The organism is Sulfurospirillum sp. (assembly GCF_036802865.1).
In the GTDB taxonomy this organism is placed as follows: Bacteria; Campylobacterota; Campylobacteria; order Campylobacterales; family Sulfurospirillaceae; genus Sulfurospirillum.
Window position 1 is genome coordinate 736056 of sequence record NZ_DAIRVK010000001.1, and the last position, 26634, is coordinate 762689.

The 26634-nt window shown below is 41.1% G+C and carries 20 protein-coding genes; 9 read left to right on the plus strand and 11 right to left on the minus strand.

The window, feature by feature from the left end; all coding sequences use genetic code 11:
• Positions 1-9 precede the first annotated feature (9 nt).
• The 7 genes from V7Q04_RS03680 to mobB all read right to left on the minus strand — a co-directional run bounded on the left by V7Q04_RS03680 (position 10) and on the right by mobB (position 5628).
• Positions 10-588, minus strand: coding sequence for a DJ-1/PfpI family protein (locus V7Q04_RS03680; RefSeq protein WP_333803551.1), 579 nt, complete (start codon positions 586-588; stop codon positions 10-12).
• Positions 589-591: 3 nt separating this feature from the next.
• Positions 592-1011, minus strand: a complete 420-nt coding sequence (ybeY, locus tag V7Q04_RS03685; RefSeq protein WP_333803552.1) for an rRNA maturation RNase YbeY — start codon at positions 1009-1011, stop codon at positions 592-594.
• Between the two features lie 12 nt (positions 1012-1023).
• On the minus strand, positions 1024-2028 hold the full coding sequence (locus V7Q04_RS03690; RefSeq protein WP_333803553.1) for a hypothetical protein: 1005 nt from the start codon (positions 2026-2028) through the stop codon (positions 1024-1026).
• Positions 2025-3959, minus strand: coding sequence for a methionine--tRNA ligase (gene metG, locus V7Q04_RS03695; protein WP_333803554.1), 1935 nt, complete (start codon positions 3957-3959; stop codon positions 2025-2027). The genes V7Q04_RS03690 and metG overlap by 4 nt, the downstream gene beginning before the upstream one ends.
• Positions 3960-4102: 143 nt before the next feature.
• Positions 4103-4300, minus strand: coding sequence for a hypothetical protein (locus V7Q04_RS03700; protein WP_333803555.1), 198 nt, complete (start codon positions 4298-4300; stop codon positions 4103-4105).
• Complete coding sequence (locus V7Q04_RS03705) at positions 4293-5129, minus strand: class 1 fructose-bisphosphatase (RefSeq protein WP_333803556.1); 837 nt, start codon at positions 5127-5129, stop codon at positions 4293-4295. The genes V7Q04_RS03700 and V7Q04_RS03705 overlap by 8 nt, the downstream gene beginning before the upstream one ends.
• Position 5130: 1 nt before the next feature.
• Complete coding sequence (gene mobB, locus V7Q04_RS03710; RefSeq protein WP_333803557.1) at positions 5131-5628, minus strand: molybdopterin-guanine dinucleotide biosynthesis protein B; 498 nt, start codon at positions 5626-5628, stop codon at positions 5131-5133.
• 106 nt (positions 5629-5734) lie between these two features.
• Here mobB and V7Q04_RS03715 point away from each other — a divergent pair, with 106 nt between their 5' ends.
• Positions 5735-6214, plus strand: coding sequence for a hypothetical protein (locus V7Q04_RS03715; protein WP_333803558.1), 480 nt, complete (start codon positions 5735-5737; stop codon positions 6212-6214).
• Here the strand turns inward: V7Q04_RS03715 and V7Q04_RS03720 are convergent.
• Genes V7Q04_RS03720 through V7Q04_RS03735 form a run of 4 tightly spaced genes read right to left on the minus strand, consistent with a single transcriptional unit; the run spans position 6156 to position 11499 of the window.
• Complete coding sequence (locus V7Q04_RS03720) at positions 6156-7799, minus strand: lytic transglycosylase domain-containing protein (RefSeq protein WP_333803559.1); 1644 nt, start codon at positions 7797-7799, stop codon at positions 6156-6158. The two genes, V7Q04_RS03715 and V7Q04_RS03720, sit on opposite strands and share 59 nt — an antisense overlap.
• Complete coding sequence (locus V7Q04_RS03725; protein ID WP_084218441.1) at positions 7789-8085, minus strand: YggT family protein; 297 nt, start codon at positions 8083-8085, stop codon at positions 7789-7791. The genes V7Q04_RS03720 and V7Q04_RS03725 overlap by 11 nt, the downstream gene beginning before the upstream one ends.
• Complete coding sequence (locus V7Q04_RS03730) at positions 8082-9257, minus strand: glutamate--tRNA ligase family protein (RefSeq protein WP_333803560.1); 1176 nt, start codon at positions 9255-9257, stop codon at positions 8082-8084. The genes V7Q04_RS03725 and V7Q04_RS03730 overlap by 4 nt, the downstream gene beginning before the upstream one ends.
• Positions 9250-11499, minus strand: a complete 2250-nt coding sequence (locus V7Q04_RS03735) for a glutamine--tRNA ligase/YqeY domain fusion protein (protein WP_333803561.1) — start codon at positions 11497-11499, stop codon at positions 9250-9252. Before V7Q04_RS03735 ends, V7Q04_RS03730 begins: the two co-directional genes overlap by 8 nt.
• 205 nt (positions 11500-11704) lie before the next feature.
• On the opposite strand from V7Q04_RS03735, the gene V7Q04_RS03740 reads away from it, so the two are divergent.
• The 8 genes from V7Q04_RS03740 (at position 11705) to ccsA (ending at position 26563) form a co-directional block, all read left to right on the plus strand.
• On the plus strand, positions 11705-12358 hold the full coding sequence (locus tag V7Q04_RS03740) for a response regulator (RefSeq protein WP_333803562.1): 654 nt from the start codon (positions 11705-11707) through the stop codon (positions 12356-12358).
• Positions 12355-14244, plus strand: coding sequence for a transporter substrate-binding domain-containing protein (locus V7Q04_RS03745; protein WP_333803563.1), 1890 nt, complete (start codon positions 12355-12357; stop codon positions 14242-14244). The genes V7Q04_RS03740 and V7Q04_RS03745 overlap by 4 nt, the downstream gene beginning before the upstream one ends.
• A gap of 158 nt (positions 14245-14402) precedes the next feature.
• Positions 14403-19373 carry a beta strand repeat-containing protein gene (locus V7Q04_RS03750; RefSeq protein WP_333803564.1) on the plus strand — a complete coding sequence of 1657 codons (4971 nt, stop codon included), beginning with the start codon at positions 14403-14405 and terminating at the stop codon, positions 19371-19373.
• A 9-nt stretch (positions 19374-19382) separates the two neighbouring features.
• Positions 19383-21053, plus strand: a complete 1671-nt coding sequence (locus tag V7Q04_RS03755) for a ShlB/FhaC/HecB family hemolysin secretion/activation protein (protein ID WP_333803565.1) — start codon at positions 19383-19385, stop codon at positions 21051-21053.
• A gap of 83 nt (positions 21054-21136) precedes the next feature.
• Positions 21137-21775, plus strand: a complete 639-nt coding sequence (locus V7Q04_RS03760; RefSeq protein ID WP_333803566.1) for a Crp/Fnr family transcriptional regulator — start codon at positions 21137-21139, stop codon at positions 21773-21775.
• A gap of 218 nt (positions 21776-21993) precedes the next feature.
• On the plus strand, positions 21994-22527 hold the full coding sequence (nrfH, locus tag V7Q04_RS03765) for a cytochrome c nitrite reductase small subunit (RefSeq protein WP_333803567.1): 534 nt from the start codon (positions 21994-21996) through the stop codon (positions 22525-22527).
• Between the two features lie 11 nt (positions 22528-22538).
• The gene (gene nrfA / locus V7Q04_RS03770; protein ID WP_333803568.1) at positions 22539-24071 is read left to right on the plus strand and encodes an ammonia-forming cytochrome c nitrite reductase; all 1533 of its coding nucleotides are present in this window, start codon (positions 22539-22541) and stop codon (positions 24069-24071) included.
• A 110-nt stretch (positions 24072-24181) separates the two neighbouring features.
• A complete protein-coding gene (gene ccsA / locus V7Q04_RS03775) occupies positions 24182-26563 on the plus strand; it encodes a cytochrome c biogenesis protein CcsA (RefSeq protein ID WP_333803569.1) in 2382 nt (793 codons plus the stop codon).
• Positions 26564-26634: the final 71 nt, after the last annotated feature.

The window sequence follows — 26634 nt, forward strand, 5'->3', positions numbered from 1 at the left end:
AAGAATGACTTACAGTCCTGTGATGTCGATGGTGTATTCGATTTTTTGAGCAACTTCTTGCGCTATTTTCACTCCAAAAAGCTCTCGTAAGAGGTAAAATCCTAGTTCTATTCCTGAGCTAACACCTCCTGCGGTAATAATCTTCCCATCTTGAACTACTTTTGATGAAACAACATTAACACCATAGCGAGAAAGCTCATCAAAAGCACTGTGATACGTGGTTGCCTCTTTACCCATCAAGACTCCAGCTTCCGCAAGGAAAAAGGCTCCTGTGCAGACAGACGCGAGGTAGGTTACGTTTTCGTGCTGTTTGTGAATGAAATTTTGTATAGAGGGCTCTTTCATCCACTGTGTTCGACCTTTTCCTCCAGGGAAAAGCAAAATATCTAAATGAGGGCAATCGTGTAATGTAACATCGGGAAGAATACGAAGCCCATTGAAAGCCTGAACAGGATCAAGTGAGGGGGCAATTAAAAGAACTTTCGTACTATTGGATTGCACTTTGTTGATATAACTTAGAACCTCAAAAGGACCAACAAAATCTAGCTCTTCCACTTGGGGGAAAATCACAATACCAATCGTAATCATAGGTTACTCCTCCGTGCGAACTATTAAACTCGATGGTAAATTATACTGCTTTATCCATGCTTTTTCTTCTTCTCTCATTTGCCCATTATCTACCTCATGGTCAAAACCAAGCAAATGAAGCATACCATGAATAAACAACAGCGTTATCTCTTCTTCGTGTGTATGCCCAAGTTCTTTCGCTTTTTGTTCCGCCAGTTCGTAGTTAATGACGATAGAGCCTAAGGGGGCATGAGGAAAATTTTCGACAGGGAAGCTTAAGACATCGGTTGTTTTGTCCATTCCCCGATGTTCAAGGTTGAGTTCATGCATACTTGTACCATCGATGATAACCAGTTCAACCTCTTTGGGTGTATGTTCTGTACATATTTGCTCCAAGATGGTTACATGTAGAGGTATATTGGATTCGTTTTCAATCTGTAGCATGAAAAGCTCCTTTTAAAACAGGCTTAGCTGTGTGGTAAATGTTTTGATAAACAGAGGTTCAAAGGCTTCTTTATCGCCTAAAATAAGGGCATATTGAAATGACTTTTGACTTAAGACGGCAAGCTCTTCTATGCGATCAAAGCGAAGTATTTCGCCATCATATGGGATGGTGTGCTGAAAACTTCTTGGCAGACAGAGCAAGATATGTGCCCTTTCGATACAAGCTTGCATGGAGGTAAGCATTGCAGGCAAAAGTGAGGCGAGTGGTTCAAAGATAAGCGCTTTATCACTGCTTCCAAACTCTTTTTTGCACAAAGCATGGGTGATAAATTGTGGGTAGAAATGCTCGCAAAACCCAAGATGTTCTAAACTGTACATAATGCCCTTGGCATCACAAAATTCAAGCAAGCAGAGTAATTCTTCAACAAAGAGTGATGGGATTTTTTGCTCAGCAAAGTAACGTTCATGATGGCAAAAAGAGCTGATAAAAAGCCCTTTGGCGATAATGACTGGCTTTACCTGTAACGATAGGGGAACTGTATTTGCAGCTGGGGCAATTTGTGCTGCTAGGATAGTATCACTAAGGCAAAAGCGCTCTTCCTCTTTTGCGCCCAATAAAGTTCGTGCAAAAGCATAGAGATCACCACGCAGACGTTTGATGTTTTTAGGCGTTTGAATCATCTCTAAAAGCGCTTCTTGCACAGGTGAGAGTAGGGTGATGTCAAGTGATTTTTGGGTGATCGTATAGCGCAAGAGTTTGATGAGTATCTGTTCTATGGAAGAAACCTCAATCCACGCGCACTCATCATCTTCGTTGGCAAAAGAAAGCGTTGTCACAATGGCATAAGCGCCTTTTTCTAGGGCTTGGTGGATAAAATCGCGTGAAGCCGTTGTATCGATAAAGAGATCGCCATGTGAAACGCGTGATACATCAAGGCAAATGGTAGCAAACGCATCGATGGGTGGCGTTGTTCTTAGCTTCCCATCAATGATGCGTACGAAGTTGTCTATCTTCATCCAATAGAAGCACCGCATTGGCGTGGACGTTCTGGACGAACAAGGCAGAGTCCTTCTTTATCTTTAGCCGCAAGCAACATACCTTGACTCAAAAGTCCTTTGATGGTTGCAGGTTTGAGGTTTGCTACAACGCACACTTGCGTGTTGATAAGCTCTTCTGGTGTGTAATACTCACGAATGCCCGCAACAATTTGCCGAGGCTCAGCTTCACCTAGATCGACTTTGAGTTTTAAGAGACGATCGCTTCCCTCTAAAATACTGGCTTCAAGAATGGTTCCAATTTTAAGAGCTGTCTCAAAAAACTGGTCAATCGTAATAATGGACTCAGCTTTATGCGACTCTTTTTTACTACTTTTAACAGGGGTTGGCTCTACAACAGCAGGAGTGGGTTGTGCCATAAGTTCTTCTTCAATACGTGGGAAAAGTGGTGGCACTTTTTCAATGGTAAATTCTTCTAAAAAGTCTTTACGGACAACAATTTTGTCATAATGTGCAGTGTTAATCTCAAAGCCCATTGCTTTGGCAATGGTTGCCGTAGTTTTTGGCATAACAGGATGCAGAAGTATACTGACACGTGCTAAGATATTTGAGACAAGCGCTACAAGTGCGAGTGCTTGCTCCGTTTTGCCCTCTTTGATTTTAACCCAAGGTTCATGGACGGTAATAGCTTGATTGGCGATGCTAAGCGCTTTCCAAAGGTCTTCAAGGTAACGGTTTGTTTGAAGTTCTTGTAGGGTATTTTCCACATTTTTCAAGATCTCATCGACTGCTGAGAGCTCATTTTCATGGTATACGTTGACATCTTTGGAGTTAATGACGCCATTGCTGTACTTTCCACTCATTCCGATGATGCGGTTCAGTAAGTTTCCAAGCTCATTCCCAAGGTCAGAGTTGATACGATCCATAAGCGCTTTTTGGCTAAAGTCACCGTCTTGACCAAAAGGCACTTCGCGAAGCATAAAGTATCTAAAATTCTCCAAACCATAAGCGTCTGCAACCTCTTTAGGGTTGACAACATTACCCTTACTTTTACTCATCTTCTCACCATTACGTGTCCACCAACCGTGTGCCGCAACGTGTTTTGGAAGGGAGAGTCCTAGGCTCATCAAAAACGCTGGCCAGTAAATCGCATGGAAGCGAAGGATGTCTTTACCCACAAGATGCATGGTTGCTGGCCAGAAGTCCATATTTTTCTCATCTGTGCCGTATCCTAGAGCTGTTGTGTAGTTCAAAAGGGCATCGAGCCAGACGTACATAACGTGCTTATCATCGTTCATGCTTGCTGGGAGTTTGACACCCCAGTCAAAGCTGGTACGGGTGATGGAAAGATCGCGAAGTCCTTGTTTCACAAAGCTGATGACTTCATTTTTTTTGCCTTTTGGAAGTACGCATTTCTCATCGTTGTTGTACCATTTGATGAGGTCTTCTTGGTATTTTGAGAGTTTAAAGAAATAGCTCTCTTCTTTAACCAAACGAGTCAGCTTGCCACAATCAGGGCATTTGTCTTCATCGACCAGTTGCGTGTCGGTAAAGAATGTCTCACAGCTCACACAGTAGTGACCTTCGTATTCGCCTTTGTAAATGTCACCTTTGTCAAACATGACTTGAAAGGCTTTTTGCACACCCGTTTTATGCGCAGCATCGGTAGTACGAATAAATTTATCGTAGCTGATGTCAAATTCATCCCAAAGAGCACGGAATTTTCCACTGATCTCATCGGCATAGGCTTGTGGTGTTTTCCCGCGCATTTTTGCCGCTTCTTCGATTTTTTGACCGTGTTCATCGGTTCCTGTTAAAAAGTAGGTCTCATAGCCTTTAAGACGATAGTAACGAGCCATAGTATCAGCGATAATGGTCGTGTAGGCATGTCCGATATGAGGAACATCGTTAACATAGTAGATAGGGGTTGTAATATAGGCTTTTTGAGACATCGTTCTTCCTGTTAAAAGTTGATTAGCATTTTACAAAAAATATTTTGCAAAATTTGGAGCACCAAGGGTGCGCGGGCTCTCTGCTAAAGAGAACCCAGTGTTAACGCAGTCTTTAGAGCTTTGCTTTAAAGACGTGACAAGGATTAAAACTCAAATCCGCCACCTTGTCCTTTAGCCATACTCTCGTAAACGGCTTTGACATAGGTTTTGCGGGTTTCACACTCAAACATTTTTTCACAATCGCTGCATGTTGCAACGTTCTTAGCATTTTGGCACGCTTGCAAGATGACTTTTTTCTCTTGTAAATCTTGCTCGTAAATATCGGTTACTTCACTACTCATAACACTTCCGAACACGGTCTATTTCTGCACGTGATCCAAAGAAACACGGGGTTGTGTCGTGTGGGTGCGAAGGAGTGAGATCAAGCACTCTTCGTTTACCATCAATTGCTTCTCCACCTGCTTTTTCGTACACAAATGCAAAAGGGAAAACCTCAAAAATCATACGAAGCTTACCTTTAGGGACATCGCTGGTTGAAGGATAAGAGAAGAGTCCGCCACCTTTAAGAAGGATTTGATGCAAGTCTGGAACCATTCCTCCAGAATAGCGTAAACGATAGCCATCGGCAAAAATAGCGTCAATGAGTGCTTTGTGTTTAGGTTCCCAACACATCTGGGTTGAGCCTGGAGCATTAAGCTTGCCTTTTTCTTTAAGCTTGATCTCTTTGATGAAGACAAATTCACCATTTTTATTCATTCGGTACATTTTGACATCGTCTTCGGCAATAACAAGCTCAACGCGTGGTCCATAAACAACATACACAGCAGCTTTAAGATGTTTACCATCGTATCCACCTTCGTAAATACCAAAGATTGATCCAACGCTTAAGTTAACATCAATAAGGCTTGAGCCATCTAATGGATCGTAGCCTACACCATAAATTCCATTGGCATGGAGGGGTGTTTTGCCTTCTTTTTCTTCACTGACGATCTCTTTGATAGAAGCTACTTTTGCAAATTCTTCTTCGATGATGAGATCGCTTTTGATGTCAAGTTTAAGCTGTGTATCGCCTGTAGAATTGATGTTCTCAGAATAGCCAGTATCATCAAACTCGATTGCCTCTTTAATACGCTTTGCAGAGCGTTTTATAGCATCATATATTTCAGTCATATTATTTCACTTTCTTGGCATTTTTTTGGATCCAAGCAACGACGTGCTCAGGGTTATTAAGATCTAAAATCGTAATGTGTGAAGGAATGGTATATTCATTGACGTTGATACTTTCATCAATCGCAATGGCATCAGAACAGTCAAAATAGTCAACATCCAGTTTGTTGCGAAAAATTGCAATGCGAGGAAGAGGAAGATTTTTAAGCCCTTCAACCAGTAAAAAATCAAAATCGCCTAACATAGCAATAATCTCATCCAAACTTTTGTGCTGTTTTGAAAAAAGCGTTGTTCGTGTAGGCGAAGTAACCACCACTTCAGCACCTGTTTGCGAAAATTTCCAGCTATCTTTGCCTTCAACATCGAAGAGGGCTTTATCGCTCGGGTCGTTTTTAATAATAGCAAGTGCGTATTCTTTTTTGAGAATGTTCGCCACTTTAAGGATGAGGGTTGTTTTTCCACTATCCGAAGGTCCAGTAAATGCAACAGCCAAGGATTTCATTTTTTCCTGCTTTTTATGTTATTATCATCGTAATATAAAAAATTATAGCAAAAAAAGATTTAGCTTTTGATGAGATAAAAAGAATGAGAGCTGAAGAGTGGGAGTAATGATGCGATATGCTTTGATGGTTTTGGTAGCGTTAATGATGAATGGATGCGCCACGAAATTAGCGGATGATCAACATGAAAAATTGATGGACTATGGAATGGTAAATTCTAAAAAAATTGAGATTAAAAACTCTGAGACGTCTAAAACATTTGTCATCATCACCTATTTAAATCCGATTAACCACGAGTTGGTTGATCAAGAGAGTGAAAAATTTATTGTTGGAACGTATATGGCAACAGGAAATGGTGCCTATGAGAAAGCCGAACTTTCGGGGTTTCAGGTTAATGGTTCTGATGAAAATTTGAGTGTCACATCTTTAAAGCAAGATGCACCTGTCTTAAAGCTTGTATCTACAGTAAATGCTTGGACCAACTATGTGTTAGTCCAAGCTCCTAAAACAGAAGATATTAATATGGAAGTTAGTTTCGAAAACGATCAGTCACAGAGGGTGTCAGTAAAATTTCAAAAAGATTACTAATTGAGGTTTCATCGCCCAATAAATGGCGATACACAACATAATTCGCGAGTACTTTTTTGCCGTATTCGCGACTCTCTTCGTTAATCATCGTTTCCATACTCCAAAACGGCTCATACATGCCTTGCGAAAATGCTCCCGCTTGAAGATGTTTTTTTGTAAATCCCATACCACCATTGTAAGCGTAGGCTACAAAAAGCGGATGGTATAAGCTTTTTTCTAAGAAGTTAAGGTGAATGTTTCCAAAAAGATAGGCGATACGTGGATCAAACATATTTGAGATGGAAAACTCTTCCAGTTTCTCTTTTTTAGCGATATCTCGTGCGACAAATGGCATAAATTGCATCATGCCAAGGGCGTAAGATGTGGAGACAACGGAAGGGATAAAACGGCTCTCTTGACGTGCAATGGCAAGCATTAACGCTTGACGATGGACTGAATAGTTTGCAATTTCTTCAGGATAAGGAATAGGGTAGTAATTTTTGGAGTAGTGTGTAACACGCTCCATCAAATAGCTGTAATGTGGCAATGTGTTGGCATATTTGAAGCTTTGGGCTAAAGTTTCTACTTCTTCAGCACTCATTTTATAAACTCTGTTCATTATTTTTGGCCATGCAAAAGGATCGCTAACATTAAATGTAGGATGTGTTCCTTCTAAAACAGGTGAGACAATGTTTTTATAAGGAAGTTCTAGTTTTTCGTACGCATAAAGTGAGTACATATTGATATCACTGTCTTGTACGATACGCTCTAAATAGTGCTTATTTTTTGTCACAAGATACTGCCAAAAAAGGGCTTTGTCTTTCTCTTCTCCTTTACTTGTTCGTTCATTGGAAAGTTCAAAAAAGTAGAGTGCGCGTTCTTTTTCATCGTATTTGAGTGCATTTAGCCCTAGATAAAAGAGTGCTTTAGCATTGACACCTGCTGCTGGTGTCACGGTTAAAAGTGATTTTTGTACATTATCCAGTTTATCATTTTGCGCAACATTGTAGGCAAATTGATTGAATTTTGCAGAGTGTGAGAGCCTATCTATCTGCTCTTTTGGGATAATTTGTTGATTAAAAATCGCAGCTTTATACGCGGTAATGCTTCCATTAAAAAGAGTCAAGAATGTATTGGCTTCACTATTGAGTGCTGTCTCATAAACATTTTCGCTTTCCATGAGCGTAATAAGGTTTACCAGTTCATTGTTACGTTTTAAACGGGGCTTGATAAGCTTAAGTTGGCTTTTTGAGAGTGATGTGATTTTACCGATGTTAATACCAATGTTTAAACACTCGTCATCTTCTTTCAACAAAGAGCCCACATCAAGGTCAATACATTTAGAGATTTTCTTATACTCCAGATTATCCATTTTTTTAGCAAAAAGGTGAAAAAAGCGAATGTTCATCGTATGCACCATCCCAAAGAGCGCTTTGGCTTCTTTGGGCGTGGTCTCATCACGTTGGAGGTATTCGTAGATATAAAAATCTTTCGCAAGACTACGTGGTTTATCGTCAAAAAAAGTAAAATTTACAGGCTCATCAGCAAACAGGTCAATGCAAACACAAAGGCAGAGGAAAAGGCCTAAAAAAAGTTTATAAAGCATTGGCGAGTGCAAAAAGAAGTTTAACTGCAAATAGATCAACAAATTGTAATGTTAAAATCACAATCAACGGCGCAAGATCGATTCCTCCAATCAATGTGGGAACCAGTTTGCGAATAAACGCATAAACAGGATTGGTGAGGCGAAAGAGAATCTGTACAATAGGATTGTACGGATCAGGTCGCACAAAAGTAATGAGGGCTGCAATAATGATAACCCAGATATAGATGTTAATCAATGTATGCAAAATAGTGGCAAAAGCTTCAATCAGTGTTGCTAAAACGATCATCTAACAATCTCCTTTAGATAGTTTTTAATAAGTGGATAAACAAAAGCAGGGTCTAGACCATAGTCTGCCCCACAGAGCCAAAAACGAAGTGGTTTTAAAAGTGCTTCACCTTTAAGACCACTTTTTTCGCTCAAGTAGGCGGTAAAGTCATCAAATGTCTCAAAATAGGGTGCATTTAAAATGAGCTCTTGAATCAGTTTACTCTCTGCCTCAAAGGTTGCAAGTGGCTCTTTTTTGGCAAAGATGGCGTCTATTTTTTGTTTGATTTCATGGGTCGTACTGACCTCTTCGGTATAGAGTTTAGCCAATTTCCCAATGTTATCACAGGCGTACCCAATGCGTTTGGAAAGCTCCATATTGGGTATACGTTTGATGTGCTCACGATTGATAAAACCAAGTTTATTCATGTCAAAATGCACAGGAGTTTTGGAAAGAGTGGCAATGTCAAACCACGCAATAGCCTCTTCCAGCGTGAAAATTTCCGTTGGTGTTGGACTGCTTAAAAGCAAAAGATAATTCACAATTGCTTCAGGCATATAGCCTTGATCCAAAAGCCATTGAACGCTTTTATCACCTTCATGTATCATCGGTAGATGCGTATAGTGAATGGCTTGATCGTAGCCTATGGATTTGCGGATAAGCTCTTCTTTAGGGCAGTTCTGAAGATGTGCTTCATCTTGGAGAATGGTAGAGACTCCTTGAAGCATGTCGTCACATGCACACGCAAAGGTATAAGTCGGGTACTTATTCTGCGCCATAATGATAAAACTATCACTAATAGGTTCCGTTTTCATGCGAATCACAAAGGGATTAGGGTTGTTTAAAATCTCGTCACTGCTTAGATTCTCGCATGTGCCATCATAAGGAGATACCTTATCGAAGGCACAAAAGCAGATAAAAGCTTTTTTCTTGTCCAAAAATGTTGAGGCAAATTGGAGATGGTATTTGAAATTTTCACTTTGATAGTACAGATGAGCATACGAAATGCCAAAAAGCGCTAACATCTCTAAAAGCTCTTGGTCTTTTCCGTCGATATTATGGGCTTTATCGCCATCTTCAATGCGTACGATCAGTTGTTGATTCGTTTGTTTGGCACAGATGTAATTCATCAAAGCAACGCTAAGGTCGCTTAGGTGCAGATCACGTGTAGGAAAGAGGGAAACTCTATACATGCTTGAGTTTCTCCGCTACAAGGTCGTTGACAACGCTTGGATTCGCTTTACCACCGCTGCTTTTCAGCACTTGTCCTACAAAAAAGCCAAAAAGGTTGGTATTGCCTGCTTTGTATTTGGCAACATTGTCAGGATTTTTGGCGATGACATCATCGATGAGCGGTTTGAGTTTCTCAGGATCACTGATTTGAACAAGCCCTTTGGCTTCAACAATGACTTTTGGTTGTTCTCCTGTTTGTGCCATCTCTTCAAAGACTTGTTTGGCGATTTTATTCGAAATAACGCCTTCATCGATCATCTTCGCCAATTCAGCAACCTCTTTTGCGCTGAATGTGAGCTCACTTGTTTGTTTTAATTCGCGTGCGACTTCATTGGCGATCATATTGGCAAGCGTAATAGGGCTTTTGAATGAATTGAGCGCTTCGTTGTAAAAGCGTGAAAGCTCAGCATCACGCGCAAGGGTATTGGCGATTTCTGCATTAAGCTTTAATTCTGTTGTATATCTCGTAAAGAGTGCTTGTTCTGCTTCGTTCATTGGGACTACTTCGCCCTCAACATGGGCTATTTTTTGCGCTTGAGGTTTTGTACTTTCGGTTGATTCTGTCTTTTTCGCCCAAGAGTCTTTAAGCCCTACGATTTTGTTAAAGACCGGCAATGCATCGGTATAATCAACAGGATCAGCGTAAAAATAACCTTGTCTCTCAAACTGAAATCTTACATCGGGTTTTTCGCTAATCACGGAAGGCTCAATGTAAGCATTTTTGATGACATGTAAAGAATCAGGGTTGAGATCTTCCACATTTTCTGGTGCATCAACTTTGTAAAGTCTCTCATACAGGCGTACTTCTACATTTTTTGCATGTTTCGCACTCACCCAATGAATCGCACTTTTTGTCTTAATGCCACTGGTGTCTGAACCACTTTTAGAATCAGGCGCGTAGGTTGCTTTGAGCTCTAAAATTTTGCCCGAAGCATCTTTGACAACCTCTTTGACGCTGATAATGTAGGCATGTTTAAGGCGTACAGGTTGCTCTGGGCTAAGACGGAAATAGTCTGCTGGAGGATTTTCCATAAAGTCATCACGCTCGATGTAAATCTCACGAGAGAAAGGAAGCTTGCGTGAGCCCTCTTTTGGGACATCATGTGGGTAGTACGAAGCATCAATGGCTTCTTCACCCTCATAATTTTCGATGGTAATTTTGATGGGATCAAGCACACACATAACACGAGGAACTTTTGTATTTAAATCATCTCTGATACAAAACTCCAGCTGTGCAACATCGACCATGGAGTTTGCTTTGGCAATGCCTATTTGGTCGCAAAAGTTTAAAATGGACTCAGGTGTATAACCTCTTCGTTTATAGCCAGCAATGGTAGGAAGGCGAGGGTCATCCCATCCGTTCACGTAGTTGCCATTGACGAGTTCTAGCAGTTTTCGTTTACTCATGACCGTATAGTTTATGCCTAAACGTGCAAACTCGTGTTGGTACGGACGTGGAGGAGTAAGTTCTAGTGCATCTAAAACCCAGTCGTAAATGTCGCGGTTGTTTTCAAACTCCAACGTACAGATAGAGTGTGTTACGCCTTCGATGTAGTCAGACAAGCAGTGCGCAAAGTCGTACATCGGGTAGATGCACCATGTGTCGCCCGTTCTAAAATGGTGTGCGTGGCGAATGCGGTATAAAAGGGGATCTCTCATTTTCATATTGGCGGCACTCATATCGATCTTGGCTCTTAAAACGTGCTCGCCATCTTTAAATTCACCGTTTTTCATACGTTCTAAAAGGTCTAAGTTCTCTTCGATACTGCGCTCTGCAAAAATGCTACGACGACCTGCTTCTTTAATGGTTCCACGGTATTCGCGGATCTCTTCTTCGTTTAGGCTATCCACATAGGCTTTGCCCATTTGAATAAGCGCAACGGCATAGTCGTAAATCTTTGGAAAATAATCCGACGCAAAATAGACATTATCTTTCCAGTCAAATCCAAGCCATTTGACAGCATCTTTAAGCGCTTCAACATAACGCATGTCTTCTGTGGTTGGGTTAGTATCATCCATTCTGAGGTTACAATGCCCCGCATAGTCACGAGCGATACCAAAATTGATACAGATAGACTTAGCGTGTCCAATGTGAGGAAAACCATTTGGCTCAGGAGGAAATCTCGTAACGATATTTTTATATTTTCCAGAGGCTAAGTCCTCTTCGACTTTCGTGCGTAAAAAATCTTTACTCTCACTCATTTTAAAAATCCTTACATGTAAAGCAACTAAAATATAGAACAATATTTTAAGATATTTTGATTGAAAAGGAGGTTAGTTGTACTCTTTTAGTTTTATTAGGAAGCAAGAACCCATAGTAGATATTGATTTAATAGACCTTTCACGCTAAATGTATATAATTGTATTTGTATTTTTTATAAAATTCTATATGTGTAAAAAGGTTTACATGCTAAAAGTGATGATAATCGAAGATGAGCCTCTTATAGCCCTGAATCTTACGAAGATTTTAGAAAAAAAAGGCTTTGATGTCACAGGTCATGTGGGTAATTTTGAAGATGCTTGTAATCTTTTCAACGCCAATAAACCCGATATTGTACTCAGTGATATCAAACTTGAAAATAATGAATCAGGTATAGATGTCGTTAAACATTTAAAAATACTGAGTGATTTTAGTGTCATATACCTTACCTCTTATGGTGATGATGCGATGATTGAAAAAGCATTAAGTACCAACCCTGCTGCTTATATTACCAAGCCTTTTAAAGACCTTGATCTCAATGCCGCATTGAAACTTGTCTCTGCAAAGATTCAACATAAAAACATCAATCCTGATTTTTACTACAACAAAGAGACCCAAGCACTTTTTTATAAAAACGAACAGATTGTTTTATCGAAACAAGAGTCTGACCTTTTTCATATGTGTTATCTCAGCAAAGGCTTGTTTGTTCCCATGTCTAGTATTGAGTACTATATTTGGGGAGAAGAACAGGCGAGTAGTTCAACGAGAAGAGGGTTGATTTTTCGTTTGAGAAAAAAATTAAACTATACGATTTTTGAGTATTCGAGTGGATTAGGATGTAAAGTGGATGACATAGCATGAAAACTCTATTGTTTATTTTTTTTCTCAGTGTTCATCTCTTTGCCGCAACATCCATCGCTGAAAAATCAGCACAACTACACCTTAGTGAAGATGAAAAAGAATGGATACGTGCGCATCCTCGTATCATCGTTGGGATGGATTCTGACTATGCCCCTTATGAGTGGGTAGATAAAGACGGTAACCATATAGGCATCGTTGTAGATTATATGCAAGAACTCGAAAAAATACTGGGTCTGCATTTTGAAATCGTCAAAAATAAATCGTGGGTAGAGTTACTGGGTCTTGCAAAAAAGGGTGAGATAGATATGGTAACGAGCATTGTCAAAACGCCAGAACGCTCAGCTTATCTAACTTTTAGTGAACCCTATCATGATTCACCTATCATCATTGTTGACAATGGAAAAGGCACTTTTATAGGGACTTTAAAACAGCTAGACAAAAAAAGAGTCGTCGTTGAAAAGGGTTATTTTGTAGAGGAATTTATAAAAAATAAATACCCCAATATCATTCTTATGTCTGCACCCAATACAAAGGAAGCTTTAAAAATGGTTTTAGATGGGCTAGTAGATGCCTATGTGGGTGATGCCAATCTTGTGGATTATGTCATTAAGAAAAACCATTTTGATACATTACGCTTTTCAGGACAAACAGAATATGTAAGCCACCAAGCGTTTGGGCTTACGAAAAATAATGAACCTCTCGCGGCTATTTTAACCAAAGCAATGGCTACGATTACCAAAGAAGAGTTTGATGTTATGTTTAATTATTGGTTTAATATAAAGCATGGAATAAGCAAGGAAACACTGATCAAATATAGCCTCTTTATTGCCGTGATCTTTTTATTGATAGGCTATTGGGTTTATACATTACGACGTGAAGTTGGGCATCGTAAAGATGCCGAAGAAAAACTTAAAAAAAGTGAAGAACTTTATCGTGAGCTCACAGAAGATGTTACCGATGTCATTTGGAAAACAGATAGCCATTTTCGTTTTACCTATCTTAGCCCCTCTGTTGAAGATAGATTGGGATTTAAACCTGAAGAGTTTATAGGGCGTCATGTGTTTGAGATGTTTACAGAAGAGGGCATTGCCATCGCTATGGCGAGAATAAAAGAAAGAGAAGCGAAAACAAAAGAAGAAGCCATCAATGATGTGTACTCCATATTTGAAGTGCAACATAAATGCAAAGATGGCTCGTTTATCTGGGGAGAAGTGGTTTCAAAAGCAGTCTATGATAACACTAAAAATGTTATTGGGTACCATGGTGTGAGTAGGGATACAACAGCACGTAAAGAGATGGAGCGGGAAAAAGAGCTCTTGTTTCAAGAACTCGACCACCGAGTTAAAAACAACCTTCAAGTCATCTCAAGTATCGTCTCTTTACACTCTTTGCAAGACGACACATCACACTCACTTGAAGACATTCACAACACCATTTCAGCGATCTCTCTTGCCCACGATAAGCTCCATCAAAACACAACGCACAAAACATTGGAAATCAAACACTACCTCAATGCTCTTTTAGACAATCTTCTTTCCAGTTCGGTTTTAGATATTCAAAAAGAGGTACATTCTCCTGAGCTGTATCTTAGTGCTCAATACTCCATAACCCTTGGCATTATCATCAATGAATTCATTAGCAATTCTATCAAATACGCCTTTGAGGGTGTACCTTCGCCTAAAATAACCGTGAGTATCACTCAAGAGGAAGAGTGCATCGCTATCGTGGTAGCGGATAATGGCATTGGGTTTAAAGAAGAATCACAAAGTTCAGGTATTGGAATGGATATCATCAAAACACTGGTGAAGAGTCGGTTTAAAACGGAGGTTACATTTCTGCATGACAATGGCACATCCATGTCTTTAAAAGTACCCTTATCTGTTTAGATGGAGTGCTCTTCAACCGCTTTTATCCTTTACATGTAACGATCTTTTAAAATAATTCAAAATAATCTGTAAAATTAAGCTATATTAAAGTTTCATCAAACGCTCTTCAAACGCCAATTTGTTATATTACATGTAATAATTATGAAAAGGATTTTGAGATGAAACACTCTTTAGATTATAGTTCTCGATTTAGAATCCTCAAAGGCGGCAAAATCTCCCTTGTTGTATCTGCTTTGATAGCAAGCATGAGCCTGCTTCAAGCCGCACCAAGCGGTGGCGTGGTGACAGCAGGAAGTGCAAACATCGCCCAAAATGGAAGTGTGACCAACATCACCCAAACCACCAATAAAGCCGCCATTAATTGGCAAAACTTCTCCATAGCACAGTCCGAAACCGTCAACTTTAAACAACCCAATGCTTCATCCGTGACTCTAAACAGAGTCATTGGTAATGAAAAAAGTGTCATTGATGGAGCCTTAAATGCCAATGGACAAGTGTTTATCTTAAACTCCAATGGTGTGTTGTTTTCCAAAAATGCCAGTATCAACACCGCAGGACTTGTAGCAACCACGATGAATCTGAGCGATACAGACTTTATGAATGGAAACTATGCCTTTAAAGGTGACAGCCAAGCTTCCATCATCAATCAAGGAACGATAAACATAAGCGATAAAGGCTATGCCGCACTCTTTGGTAAAGAGGTCAAAAACGAAGGCTTCATCAAAGCAACCCTTGGAAAAGTAGAACTCGTAGGTGCCAAAGAAGTCACGTTAAATCTCAATGGCAATTCACTGGTTAGTCTTAAAGTCGATAAAGGTGTTTTGGATGCTTTGGTTGAAAACAAAGGTGCTATTTACGCCGATGGTGGCGAAGTGTACCTTACGACCAATGCGGTGGGTGAACTCTTAAAAGGTGTGGTCAATAACACAGGCATCATCGAAGCCAACTCCATCGATGACATCACGGGTAAAGTCGAACTGTATGCACATGGTGGAACCACCAATGTTTCAGGCACACTTGAAGCCAAAGGCGGGTTTATAGAAACCAGTGGAGATGTTTTACATGTAAAGGATGGAACCATCATCAAAGCCAAAGAGTGGTTGATTGATCCTGTAAATGTGACTATTGATGCGGCTTTAGCCACAACACTTGAAGGACAATTAGCTTCGGGTAACGCAACTATCACCACAACAGGTGCGGGAAGTGATGCAGGTGACATTACTGTAAATTCAGATATTATCTGGGCAAGTACTTCAAAATTAACACTCAATGCAGATAATGCCATCACCGTCAATGCCACCATCAAAAACACCAACACCACCAATGGAGGTGTTTACTTTAATGCTCTCAATAAAACCACTAAAGTCATCTTTGGCACCAGTGGTTTGGTCTCCATCTACAATGCCTACCAACTCCAATGGATGAATCAAGCATTGCAAGGAAAGTATGAATTAGGTGGCAACATCAATGCTTCAGCCACTGCTTCATGGAACAGCAGTGCAGGATTTGTACCTATTGGAGCTGCTAGCAATAGATTTAGCGGAAGCTTTGACGGTCAGAACTATGTGATTGATGGTTTGACCATCAACCTCCCAACGACGGATTATGTGGGGTTGTTTGGTTACGCAAACACAGGTGCTACGATAAAAAATATAGGACTTACCAATGTGACTATAACAGGTCGTTTTTGTGTCGGTGGCTTAGTGGGCAATAATCTTGGAGCCACCACCACCAACGCCTATGTTACAGGCACTGTGACTGGAGTGATTGGCGTCGGTGGATTGGTTGGAGAGAACTATGGAAGCATCACCAATGCCTATACTACAGTCAATGTGAGCGGAACAGATAATGTCGGCGGATTGGTAGGCTATCACCGTCAAGGAAGTATTACTAACGCGTATGCCAAAGGCAATGTGAGCGGAACAAATAATGTCGGTGGCTTGGTGGGATTCATCTACGATGGAACCATTACCAATGTTTATGCTACAGGCACTGTGAGCGGAACAAATAATGTCGGCGGATTGGTGGGAACCATCCAATATGATGGAAGCCTTACCTACCCTGCAAGCATTGACAACGCTTATGCGACAGGCACTGTGAGCGGAACAAATAAGGTCGGCGGTTTGGTGGGTCAGAACTCTGCAGGAACCATCACCAAGAGCTTTTGGAATACAACAAGCTATGGAGGTCTAGGTGTTGGCTATGGAAATAGCGCAGGCGTGACAGGAAAAACAACCATCCAGATGGAAGATCCATCCCTATACGCCAATGCATTGTGGGATACCACTGTATGGGCATATGGCAGTGGTGTAGAGGGGTATAGTAGAGGATTGGCTTATCTTAAAAATGTCACCGCCGTTGCCGATAGACCTATTCAAACAACCCTTTTTGCGGATGGCTTTGGAACAAGCGCCAATCCCTACACCATCACCAACTGGACACAACTGCAAAACATCAACTATGCAAGTGACACCACGCTTTTGAACAAATACTTCACCCTCTCAAACAACATAGACAATACAACAGCAGGCTACACAAACAGCGTTGCAGGGTTTGTGCCGATTGGAACTCTAGCAAATAAATTTAGAGGAACCTTTGATGGCTTAGGGCATACCATCGCAGATTTATTTATTAACCTCCCAACTACGAACTATGTTGGATTATTTGGTTTCACAAATGGCGCTACAATACGCAATATTGGCCTTGTTAATGCCAATATAACAGGACAGAATGGAACCGGTGGATTGGCGGGATACGCCTTAGGAGGAACCACCATCACCAATGCTTATGCTACTGGCAGTGTAACGGGAGGCACTACGGTCGGTGGGCTTGTGGGAGGGATTGATGGATCCACTATCACAAGTAGTTACGCTATGGTGGATGTAATAGGTAGTGGCAATGAAGTCGGTGGGCTTTTGGGAGCGGCTTACACAACATCATCGATCACAAATAGTTACGCCACAGGAAGTGTAAAGGGAGCAACTTCTGTCGGTGGACTTGTTGGCATATGTAACGGCTCATCATCGATCGCAAATAGCTACGCCACAGGGCTTGTAACGGGAACAACTTTTGCCGGTGGACTTGTGGGTTCGTTTGCTGGCGCTGGCGCTGTCACTAAAAGCTACTGGGACACCAAAACCTCTAACCAACAAACTTCAGCAGGTGGTGTGGGTGCTGTGGGCAAAACCACCGAAGATATAATGAAATCATCGACGTATGCAGGTTGGCTTACAACCATTTGGTCTTTTCCTACTGCTGCGCGTGGTGCTACAGTAGCGGGCTATGAAGCAGGTGGAGGACTACCGTATCTAACAAGCGTAACAAGAACCCAAGATATCGTCACACACTACGAAACGCTTTTTCAAGGTGGAATGGGAATCAATGGCAATCCCTACACCATCACCAACTGGACACAGTTACAAAACATCAATAACAGTAATATCTTAAATGCCAACTACTACTTCAATCTTTCCAATGACATAAATAGCGCAACAGCAGGTTATACAGCCCTAGCCAGTGCTACGGCAAATACCAACACGGGTTGGACACCGATTGGAAATAATACAACGCATTTTAAAGGACATTTTAATGGGCAAGGGCATACCATCGATGGCTTAGTCATCAATCTTCCAAGTAGTGGTTTCAGAGGATTTTTTGGCGTTGCTGGTAGTGGTTCTACTATTCAAAATATCGGTCTGACCAATATTGATATTCACGGGAATATTTATACCGGTGGACTTGTGGGGTATAACCTTGGAAGTATCTCTAATGCTTATACAACAGGAACGGTGATTGGGCAAGATAGTGTCGGTGGACTTGTAGGAGATAACTACAGTGGATCTATCTCCAACGCATATGCTTCAGTTTCTGTGACTGGACGCAATAGTGTCGGTGGACTTGTAGGCTTAATTGAGGCTGGATCCATTTCCAACGCATATGCCTCAGGTTCGGTGACTGGAACTGGCATAAATATCGGTGGACTTGTAGGCTCTAAAACGTATGGCACTATCTCCAATAGCTTCTGGAACACACAAACCAGTGGGCAACCTACCGATGGTGTAGGAAATGGTAGTTCAACAGGTGTTACGGGTAAAACAACCGCTGAACTTAAACTTTTTAGCACCTTTAAAGATGCAGGTTGGGATATAGTGACAGGCACAAGTGAAACCCCTACTTTAAGTATGGGTGGAGCGCATGTTTGGACGATGTTACCTGAAACAGTGAATTACACCCTTTCAGATAAAAGCAACACCTACAAAGGAGCCGCTTACACCTTAAGTGACTTGTGGAATGCAAGTTCACTTTTTGGTGCAAGTCATAGTACATGGGTATTGGGTACGGATTATAAGTTTTTAGATAACAGTGGCAATGTTGTGACAGGCTATACCAATGCAGGAACGTACAGCAATCTTCACATTGACATCATTCGCAATGGTTATAATGAAGCCAGTAGCGGTAATACCGCAGGGAAACTCACTATTAACCCTAAAGCACTCACCATCACAGGTCTTAGTGCTGATAATAAAACCTACGATGGAACAAACAGTGTTGTGATGACGAATTGGGGAAGTTTAGCTGGGTTGGTTGGAACTGAAACCCTAAGCCTTGGTCACGGTACGGCTAGTTTTGACACGGCTACTGAGGGTAATGGTAAAACCGTCACTGCTATAGGCTACACACTCAGTGATGGAACAAATGGAGGAGTTGTGGGTAATTATCTGCTAGCAGCCAATACGGCTACTACGACAGCAAATATCACTGCTGTATCAACACCGCCTGTCACACCGCCAACACCAACCAATCAAACGCAAACGCCAGATGTAACAGCGATTGTTAATGGTACAGCCATAACACCACCCGTACTTCCAAATTTTGTACCACCAACACCACCCGTTCAAGCACCCCAACAATTTAGCGTTGGCGGGCAAATGGTACAACTGGTTTCCATACCAAGTACAGATGTCGCAAGTCAGCTTGTAGGAACACCAGAAGCCAGAGCGATGATGCAAGGAGCAGATGTTGGAGACTTGAAAATCCCACTAGGGCAAAACTCACAAATCCAATTGGTTAACGGTGGTGTGCATTTACCTGATGGTTTAGAGCAACAATTTTTTATGGCACAAAGATAAGGGAAACCAATGAGAACAAAAATTATACTAGTATCGCTAGCAACGGCATCTTTCCTTTTTGGAGCACCTCCGACCAGTGGCGATATGGAAAAACAAGTCCAAATGCCTAAAGAAGTTGACAAGGGGCTGAACAATGTCATCCCAACACTCCCTACGCAAGAACTCAAACCCGTGATGAGCGATATGGGTGGCAAAAGTGTTGAAATCAAAGGATTTAAACTCAGTGGTGCTTTACATGTAAACAATGAAACACTGCTCTCTTTGATAAATCCCTATGCTGGTAAAAGCTATACCCTAGGTGAACTTGAAAAGATCACCTCCCTTATCACGAAAGCGTATAGAGAACAAGGTTACTTTGTTGCAAGGGCGTATATTCCTAAACAAGCTATGAGTGAAGGCATTTTAGAGATAGCCGTGATAGAGGGAAACTATGGAGCGTTTAAACTGAACAATAGCTCCCTTGTCAGCAATGAAAGAGTTCAAGGAATGCTCGATGATGTTAAAGGCGATAACGTCGTCTCTTCCAATACCATTGAACGTGCCATGCTGATCATCAATGATACCCCCGGTGTCAAAGTCACAGCAGCAGATATAAAACCAGGCGCACAAGAGGGAACGAGCGACTTTGATATTGCCACGGAAGCGACGAATCCTTACAGTGCCTATATACTAAGCGATAACTACGGCAGTAAATCTACAGGACGTTACAGAGTCAATGTAGGGCTCAGTGCGCTCTCTCCCTTAGGCTATGGTGACAAACTAAGCCTTAATGGCGTTATGTCAACAACGAGTGATCTGAAAAATGGAAAAGTAGCGTATAGCTTTCCTTTGATGGACAATGGTTTAAGAGGTGAACTCTCCGCTTCACGCACGACGTACTCTTTAGCGGAAGGGTATGAAGCACTAGATGCCCTTGGAACCTCAAATACCTTAGAAGCGAAACTCTCTTACCCCCTCATTCGTACGAGAGAAGAGAGCCTGAGTGTCTCTTTAGCGTACGATCATAAACAGATGAAAGATGAAATGAGAAACGTTGGTACTATCAATAAAAAAGAAGCAGATCTAGCCATACTAGGACTCAACTATAACCGTAGTTCTAGCTTTTTTGACTTACCAAGTACAACAACCGCTACCATCAATCTAACCCATGGTGATCTCAGATTTAAAGATGCCGGTTTCCTTGCTTTAGATGAAGCAGGTGCAAAGACCAATGGTGACTATACCAAGGTAAGCGGAAGTATTGAAAAATCAGTTCAGTTTAATCCTCTTTACTCCCTTACCACAAACCTGCAATTTCAAAAAGCATTGGGCCATAAAAACTTAGATGGCTCAGAAGACTTCTCCTTAGGTGGTGCCTATGGTGTCAGAGCGTTCCCCGATAGTGAACACAGCGCAGAAAATGGTTACCTTCTAGGAGCGGAACTCTTCTATACCCTTCCAAGTTATGAGGGAATAAACCATAAAGCCAGTATCTTTGCAGACACAGGATATGCCACGATGGAAAATAAAATCAGTGGCAATGATGGTAGACAACTCTCCGATATGGGACTAGGCTATCAAGCGAGCTATAAAGAGTTCTTTGTGAAAGCTCAAATTGCTCGAGTGATTGGTGGTGAAAAAGTGGAGAGTGAAACCAATCACGCTACAAAACTGCTACTTCAGATTGGGTATGTTTATTAAGATTTAGATTACATGTAAGGTTATCGCCTTACATGTAAAGATTTTTTGATACCATTACAGTTCTACACTACAAGGACTAGATTATGGATAGAATTAGAAATGTTTCATGTTTTTCAAAACTGAACGACGAACAGCTCGAAAAACTCAAGAAGATTTCTGTCATCAAAAAGTATCACGCCAAGGAGATTTTATTCTACGAAGGCGATGCTCCTATCTATCTTTATGTACTGCTTCAAGGCACGCTCAAAGTTTACAAAACCAACCACAAAGGTCAGCAGATCTTTTTACATCAGTTTTATCCGGGTGGTTTGGTGGCGGAACTTGCCAATTTTGAAAATATTCCTTATCCTGCGACGGCTGAGTTTATGAGTGACAGTGAAGTGTTACGCATAGACTACAAAGCCCTTGAAAAGGACTTTTTCAAAAACCCCGAAATCTCTTTTGAGATTATAAAATCGCTCATTGCAAAGCATAAAATCCTCATTGATGTGATTCAAAAGGAGGTTATTTTAACCGCTGATGCCAAAGTGGCGAAATTTATCTTGGAAAACGAAGAGCTGTTCAAAACGCTCAAAAATACCCAAGTAGCTTCCATTCTCAACCTTACTCCCGAAACGCTTTCTCGAACGCTCTCTAAGTTTAAGTCTTCTGGATTTATTGAGCTTGACGAAAAACACAATATTCGGGTACTTTCTCCTGAAAAATTAGAAGAAATACTATAATTTTTTCATATACATGCTTGACATAGGTCAAGGTTTTTTTTCGCCTTTCTTTATACAATACCCCATAGCTTTCACTAGATTATTACATTCAATTAAAATTAATAATTAGGAGGTTGTGAGTCTTTTGGCGCACGATGAGTTCTTTATCGTGTATTTTGGGTCTGGTTAGGCGTTGTTGCCCTCTTTTTAAGGCAACACAGAATATCAAAGGAGGAAATGTGAAAAATAGTAATTTCCTAAAGTACGCAGCACTTTTTGTGTTTGTTGTTGCCATTGGGTTTTTTGCCTATATGGTACATGCATCTAAAGCGCTATCGTATCTCTCCAGCGATCCTAAAGCCTGTATAAACTGTCACGTCATGAATACGCAATATGCGACATGGCAACACAGTTCACATGCTGAACGGGCTGGCTGTATCGATTGTCACTTACCACGTGACAATATGGTTAATAAGTACATTGCAAAAGCACGAGATGGTTACAACCATAGTGTTGCTTTTACCTTCAATACGTACAAAAATGCCATTAAGATCAGCGATGATGGAGCGAAAAGAGTACAGGAGAATTGTATTTCTTGTCATGCGAGTGTAACATCACAAATGGTTAAAAATGCTGATGCAAATCACAATTATGATGATCCAAGCGTGGCAACGGGCAGACGTTGTTGGGAGTGTCATAAAGGCGTACCGCATGGTAAAGTTAGAGGTCTTACAACAACACCTAATAACTTAGGTGTCAAAGAAGTTAAGTAAAAGGAGAGATAATGATGAAGTTCAAATTGTTACTTGTTGGCTCATTGGTTGCTATCGGAGCAATGGCATTATTGGCTGGTAATGTAACGGAAAAAGAGAAACAAAGAGTCGAACTTGCTAAAGCTCCAAGCGAGGCGGGTATCGAAGGTAAAGAAAAAAGTGAAGAGTGGGCAAAGTACTATCCAAGACAGTTTGACTCTTGGAAAAAAACAAAAGAGAGTGATCATCTTGAAGATATGCTTGCTAAAAAACCATACCTTGCAGTTGCTTGGGCAGGTTACCCATTTTCTAAAGACTATAATGCACCACGTGGTCACTACTATGCGGTACAAGATAATGTGAACTCCCTTCGTACGGGTGCTCCAACCGATGCAAAAACGGGTCCTCTTCCAACAGCATGTTGGACATGTAAGTCTCCTGATGTTCCTCGTTTGATCGAAGCAGATGGTGAGTTAGAGTATTACACTGGCAAATGGGCAAAATACGGCTCACAAGTGGTTAACTCAGTCGGTTGTGCAACATGTCACGATGATAAAACAGCGCAGTTAAGTGTTCGTGTTCCACATTTAAATCGTGGTTTACAAGCAGCAGGGCTAAAAACATTTGAAGAGTCAACTCACCAAGAGAAACGTTCACTTGTTTGTGCACAATGTCACGTAGAGTACTACTTCAAAAAAACTGAGTGGAAAGATGCACAAGGCGTTGATAAAACAGCTATGGTTGTAACACTTCCGTATGCTAAAGGTCTTAGTGTTGAATCAATGGAAAAATACTATGACGAGATCAACTTCTCTGACTGGGTACATGGTATTTCTAAAACACCTATGATCAAAGCACAACACCCTGATTGGGAGCTTTGGAGAACAGGAATTCACGGACAAAAAGGCGTTTCATGTGCTGATTGTCACATGCCTTATACCCAAGAAGGTTCCGTAAAATATTCAGACCACCAAGTTGGAAGTCCTCTCAAAAACATGGATAAAAGTTGTATGAACTGCCATAGAGAGAGCGAACAAAAACTTAAAGATATCGTAAACCAAAAAGTCGAGAGAAAAGACTTCTTGATGGATATCGCGTTTGACAATATTGCTAAAGCGCACATCGAGACAGGTCGTGCAATGGAAGCGGGTGCAAGTGATGATGAACTGAAAGAAATTCGTACACTTATCCGTCATGCACAATGGAGAGGCGATATGGCTATTGCAGGACATGGTGCATTCTTCCATGCTCCAGAAGAGGTCTTAAGACTCTTAGCATCTGCGAATGAGCAAGCACAACAAGCACGTCTTAAACTTGTAAGCGTACTTGCAAAACATGGTGTTATGGACTTCATGGCTCCTGAGTTTAACACAAAAGAGAAAGCACAAAAAATCGCAAAAGTCGATATGCCTGCTCTCATTGCTGAAAAACTTAAATTTAAAGAGACTCTAGAGAAAGAGTGGAAAAAAGAGGCATCTGCTAAAGGCAGACTTGCTCCAAATTCTGTAGCTCTTGATCCAGCAGTGGACAGTAAATCTTCTTACTTCGATAAAAATAAGAAGTAATTTCTAAACAAAGGAAGAGAGACTCAAATCTCTCTTCCCTTGTGATATACTAAAGCTTCCAATAGGCACTTTTAGTGTGTCACACTATACTCTATTTCCCAAGGACAAACGTGTTGCTCAAAGTTTTTGGTTCTTACAAAACAACGCTTCTTCTACTCTTTTTTTTAGCGGTAGGTGCGGCGGTCGCAACATTCCTTGAAAACGATTTTGGCACAGCATTTGCGCGTCATTATGTGTATAACGCCATTTGGTACGAAATGCTTTTGAGCATTGGCGCGCTAAATCTTGCAATCGTACTCTACCGATCTTCCATGATTTCACATAGAGGCAAATTTGTCTTTCATGCTGCCTTTATTCTTATTCTCATAGGCTCTGGACTGACGCGTTATTTGGGTGTTGATGGCATTATGAAGATTCGTGAAGGTGCAAGCTCCAATGTGATCTTCTCGACCGAAAAAAACAGTGAAATCACCCTTCCTTTTGCGCTGCATTTGAACAAATTTGAGTTAGAACGCTACTATGGTAGTCGCGCACCTTCTGCGTACAATAGCGATGTTCGCATACAAGATGGCAATACAACCTTTGATGCACATATCTACATGAACCACACACTCAGTTATAAAGGGTACAAGTTTTTCCAAACCTTTTATGATCCCGATGAAAAAGGAACCATTCTCTCTGTTACCAAAGACCCTGGCGTTGAGGTGACCTATGTGGGTTATGCATTGCTTTTTTTAGGGCTTATCCTAAACTTACTCGACCCAAAATCACGTTTTCGAAAATTAATTACGCAGGTGAAAAGTAGCACGCTCATTGTGGCATTTTTACTGTTTGCGCAAGTGCCACTTTTCTCACACAGCGAGTATGTGCAAAACTATTTGGATGAGCACCAAAGTAAGAGTAAAGAGGTAAGTGATGCCTTTGGCAAGCTTGTCGTACAGTCACGTATGGGGCGAATGAAGCCTTTTGATACACTCAGTCAAGAAGTACTGTACAAACTCAGTGGAAAAAATAGTCTTTACAACATGGATGCTATGCAAGTTGCTTTGGGGATGCTCTCTCATCCATCTGTATGGAAAAAGCTTCCGATGATTCAGACCAAAACACCCAAATTAAGAGCGTTTATAGGTTTACCCAAAGATCAAAAACTAGCCTCTTTTGAAGACTTTTTTGAAGGACATCGTTATAAGTTAGACGCGGAGCTTCAAAAAGCATTGGCACTGCGCCCAAGCCAGCGTGGTACGTTTGAGAACGACCTGATCAAAGTCGATGAGCGTTTAAGCATCGCTTTTATGCTCTATCAAGGCGTGCTGTTTAAAATCTTCCCACAAGCTAATGATGCAAGCCATACATGGGTAGCATTTGAGCAGATGTTTGCGCAATTAGAAGGTGTTGAAGCTGAAAAACTGCAAGAGAGTTCAACTGCTTTTATTGGAGCGCTTTTTGAGCGCAATTACGCCAAAGCACTCTCGTATGTTGGTACATTTTCAGAGTTTCAAACCAAATATGGCGCTGATATAATGCCATCATATACGCACATTAAAATGGAAATACTCTTTAATAAGCTGATGATTTTTGAGCGTCTGACATTGATCTATGTTCTTTTAGGATTAGTCCTTTTAGTCGTCGCTTTTGGGCGTGTTTTTGCTCCTCAAAAATTTCCAGCTAAAATCGATAAAGTGCTTTTTGGCATCGTAGCTACACTGTTTGTCATTCACACCTGTGGTTTGGCTCTTCGATGGTATGTCAGCGGTCATGCCCCGTTAAGTGATACCTATGAGTCTATCGTTTACATTGCTTGGTCGTGTTTGCTCTTTTGTATGCTTTTTTTACGTCGTTCCCTTTTTGCGCTCTCAGGGTCTGTGATGATGTCGGGCATCTTTATGTTTGTAGCCCATTTAGGGCATATTGACCCTGAAATTACCAACCTTGTACCGGTGTTAAAGTCTTTTTGGCTCTCTGTGCATGTCTCCATCATTACAGCGAGTTATGGCTTTTTAGCTCTTGGCTGTGCGCTGGGATTTTTTACGCTTATTCTTTTTGCATGTAAAAGCTCTCACCAAACGATTGCGACCATTAAACACCTTACCGCTATCAATGAGATTACCCTTATTTTAGGGCTTAGCCTCTTGGTGATTGGTAACTTTTTAGGGGGCGTTTGGGCGAATGAGTCGTGGGGACGTTACTGGGGTTGGGATCCTAAAGAGACGTGGGCGTACATCTCTATTTTAGTTTACACCATCATTTTACATGTGCGACTTGTGCCACGGCTTTATTCGCACTATCTTTTTGCGGTACTCTCACTTTTAGGGTTTGCCTCTATTTTGATGACCTATTTTGGGGTAAATTTCTACCTTGCAGGGATGCACTCTTACGCTACAGGGGATCCTGTACCAATCCCTTTATGGGTTTATATTTGTAATTTTGTGGTAGCATTACTGATTATAATATCGTATAAAAATAGACTTTTAATGAAGTCTTCTGATGTGTAAGCATCAAGCTTTAGTGCCCTAGTGGCTAACGTAGCTTTTAAAGTTTTGCTCTAAAAGCGTTTTAAAAATAA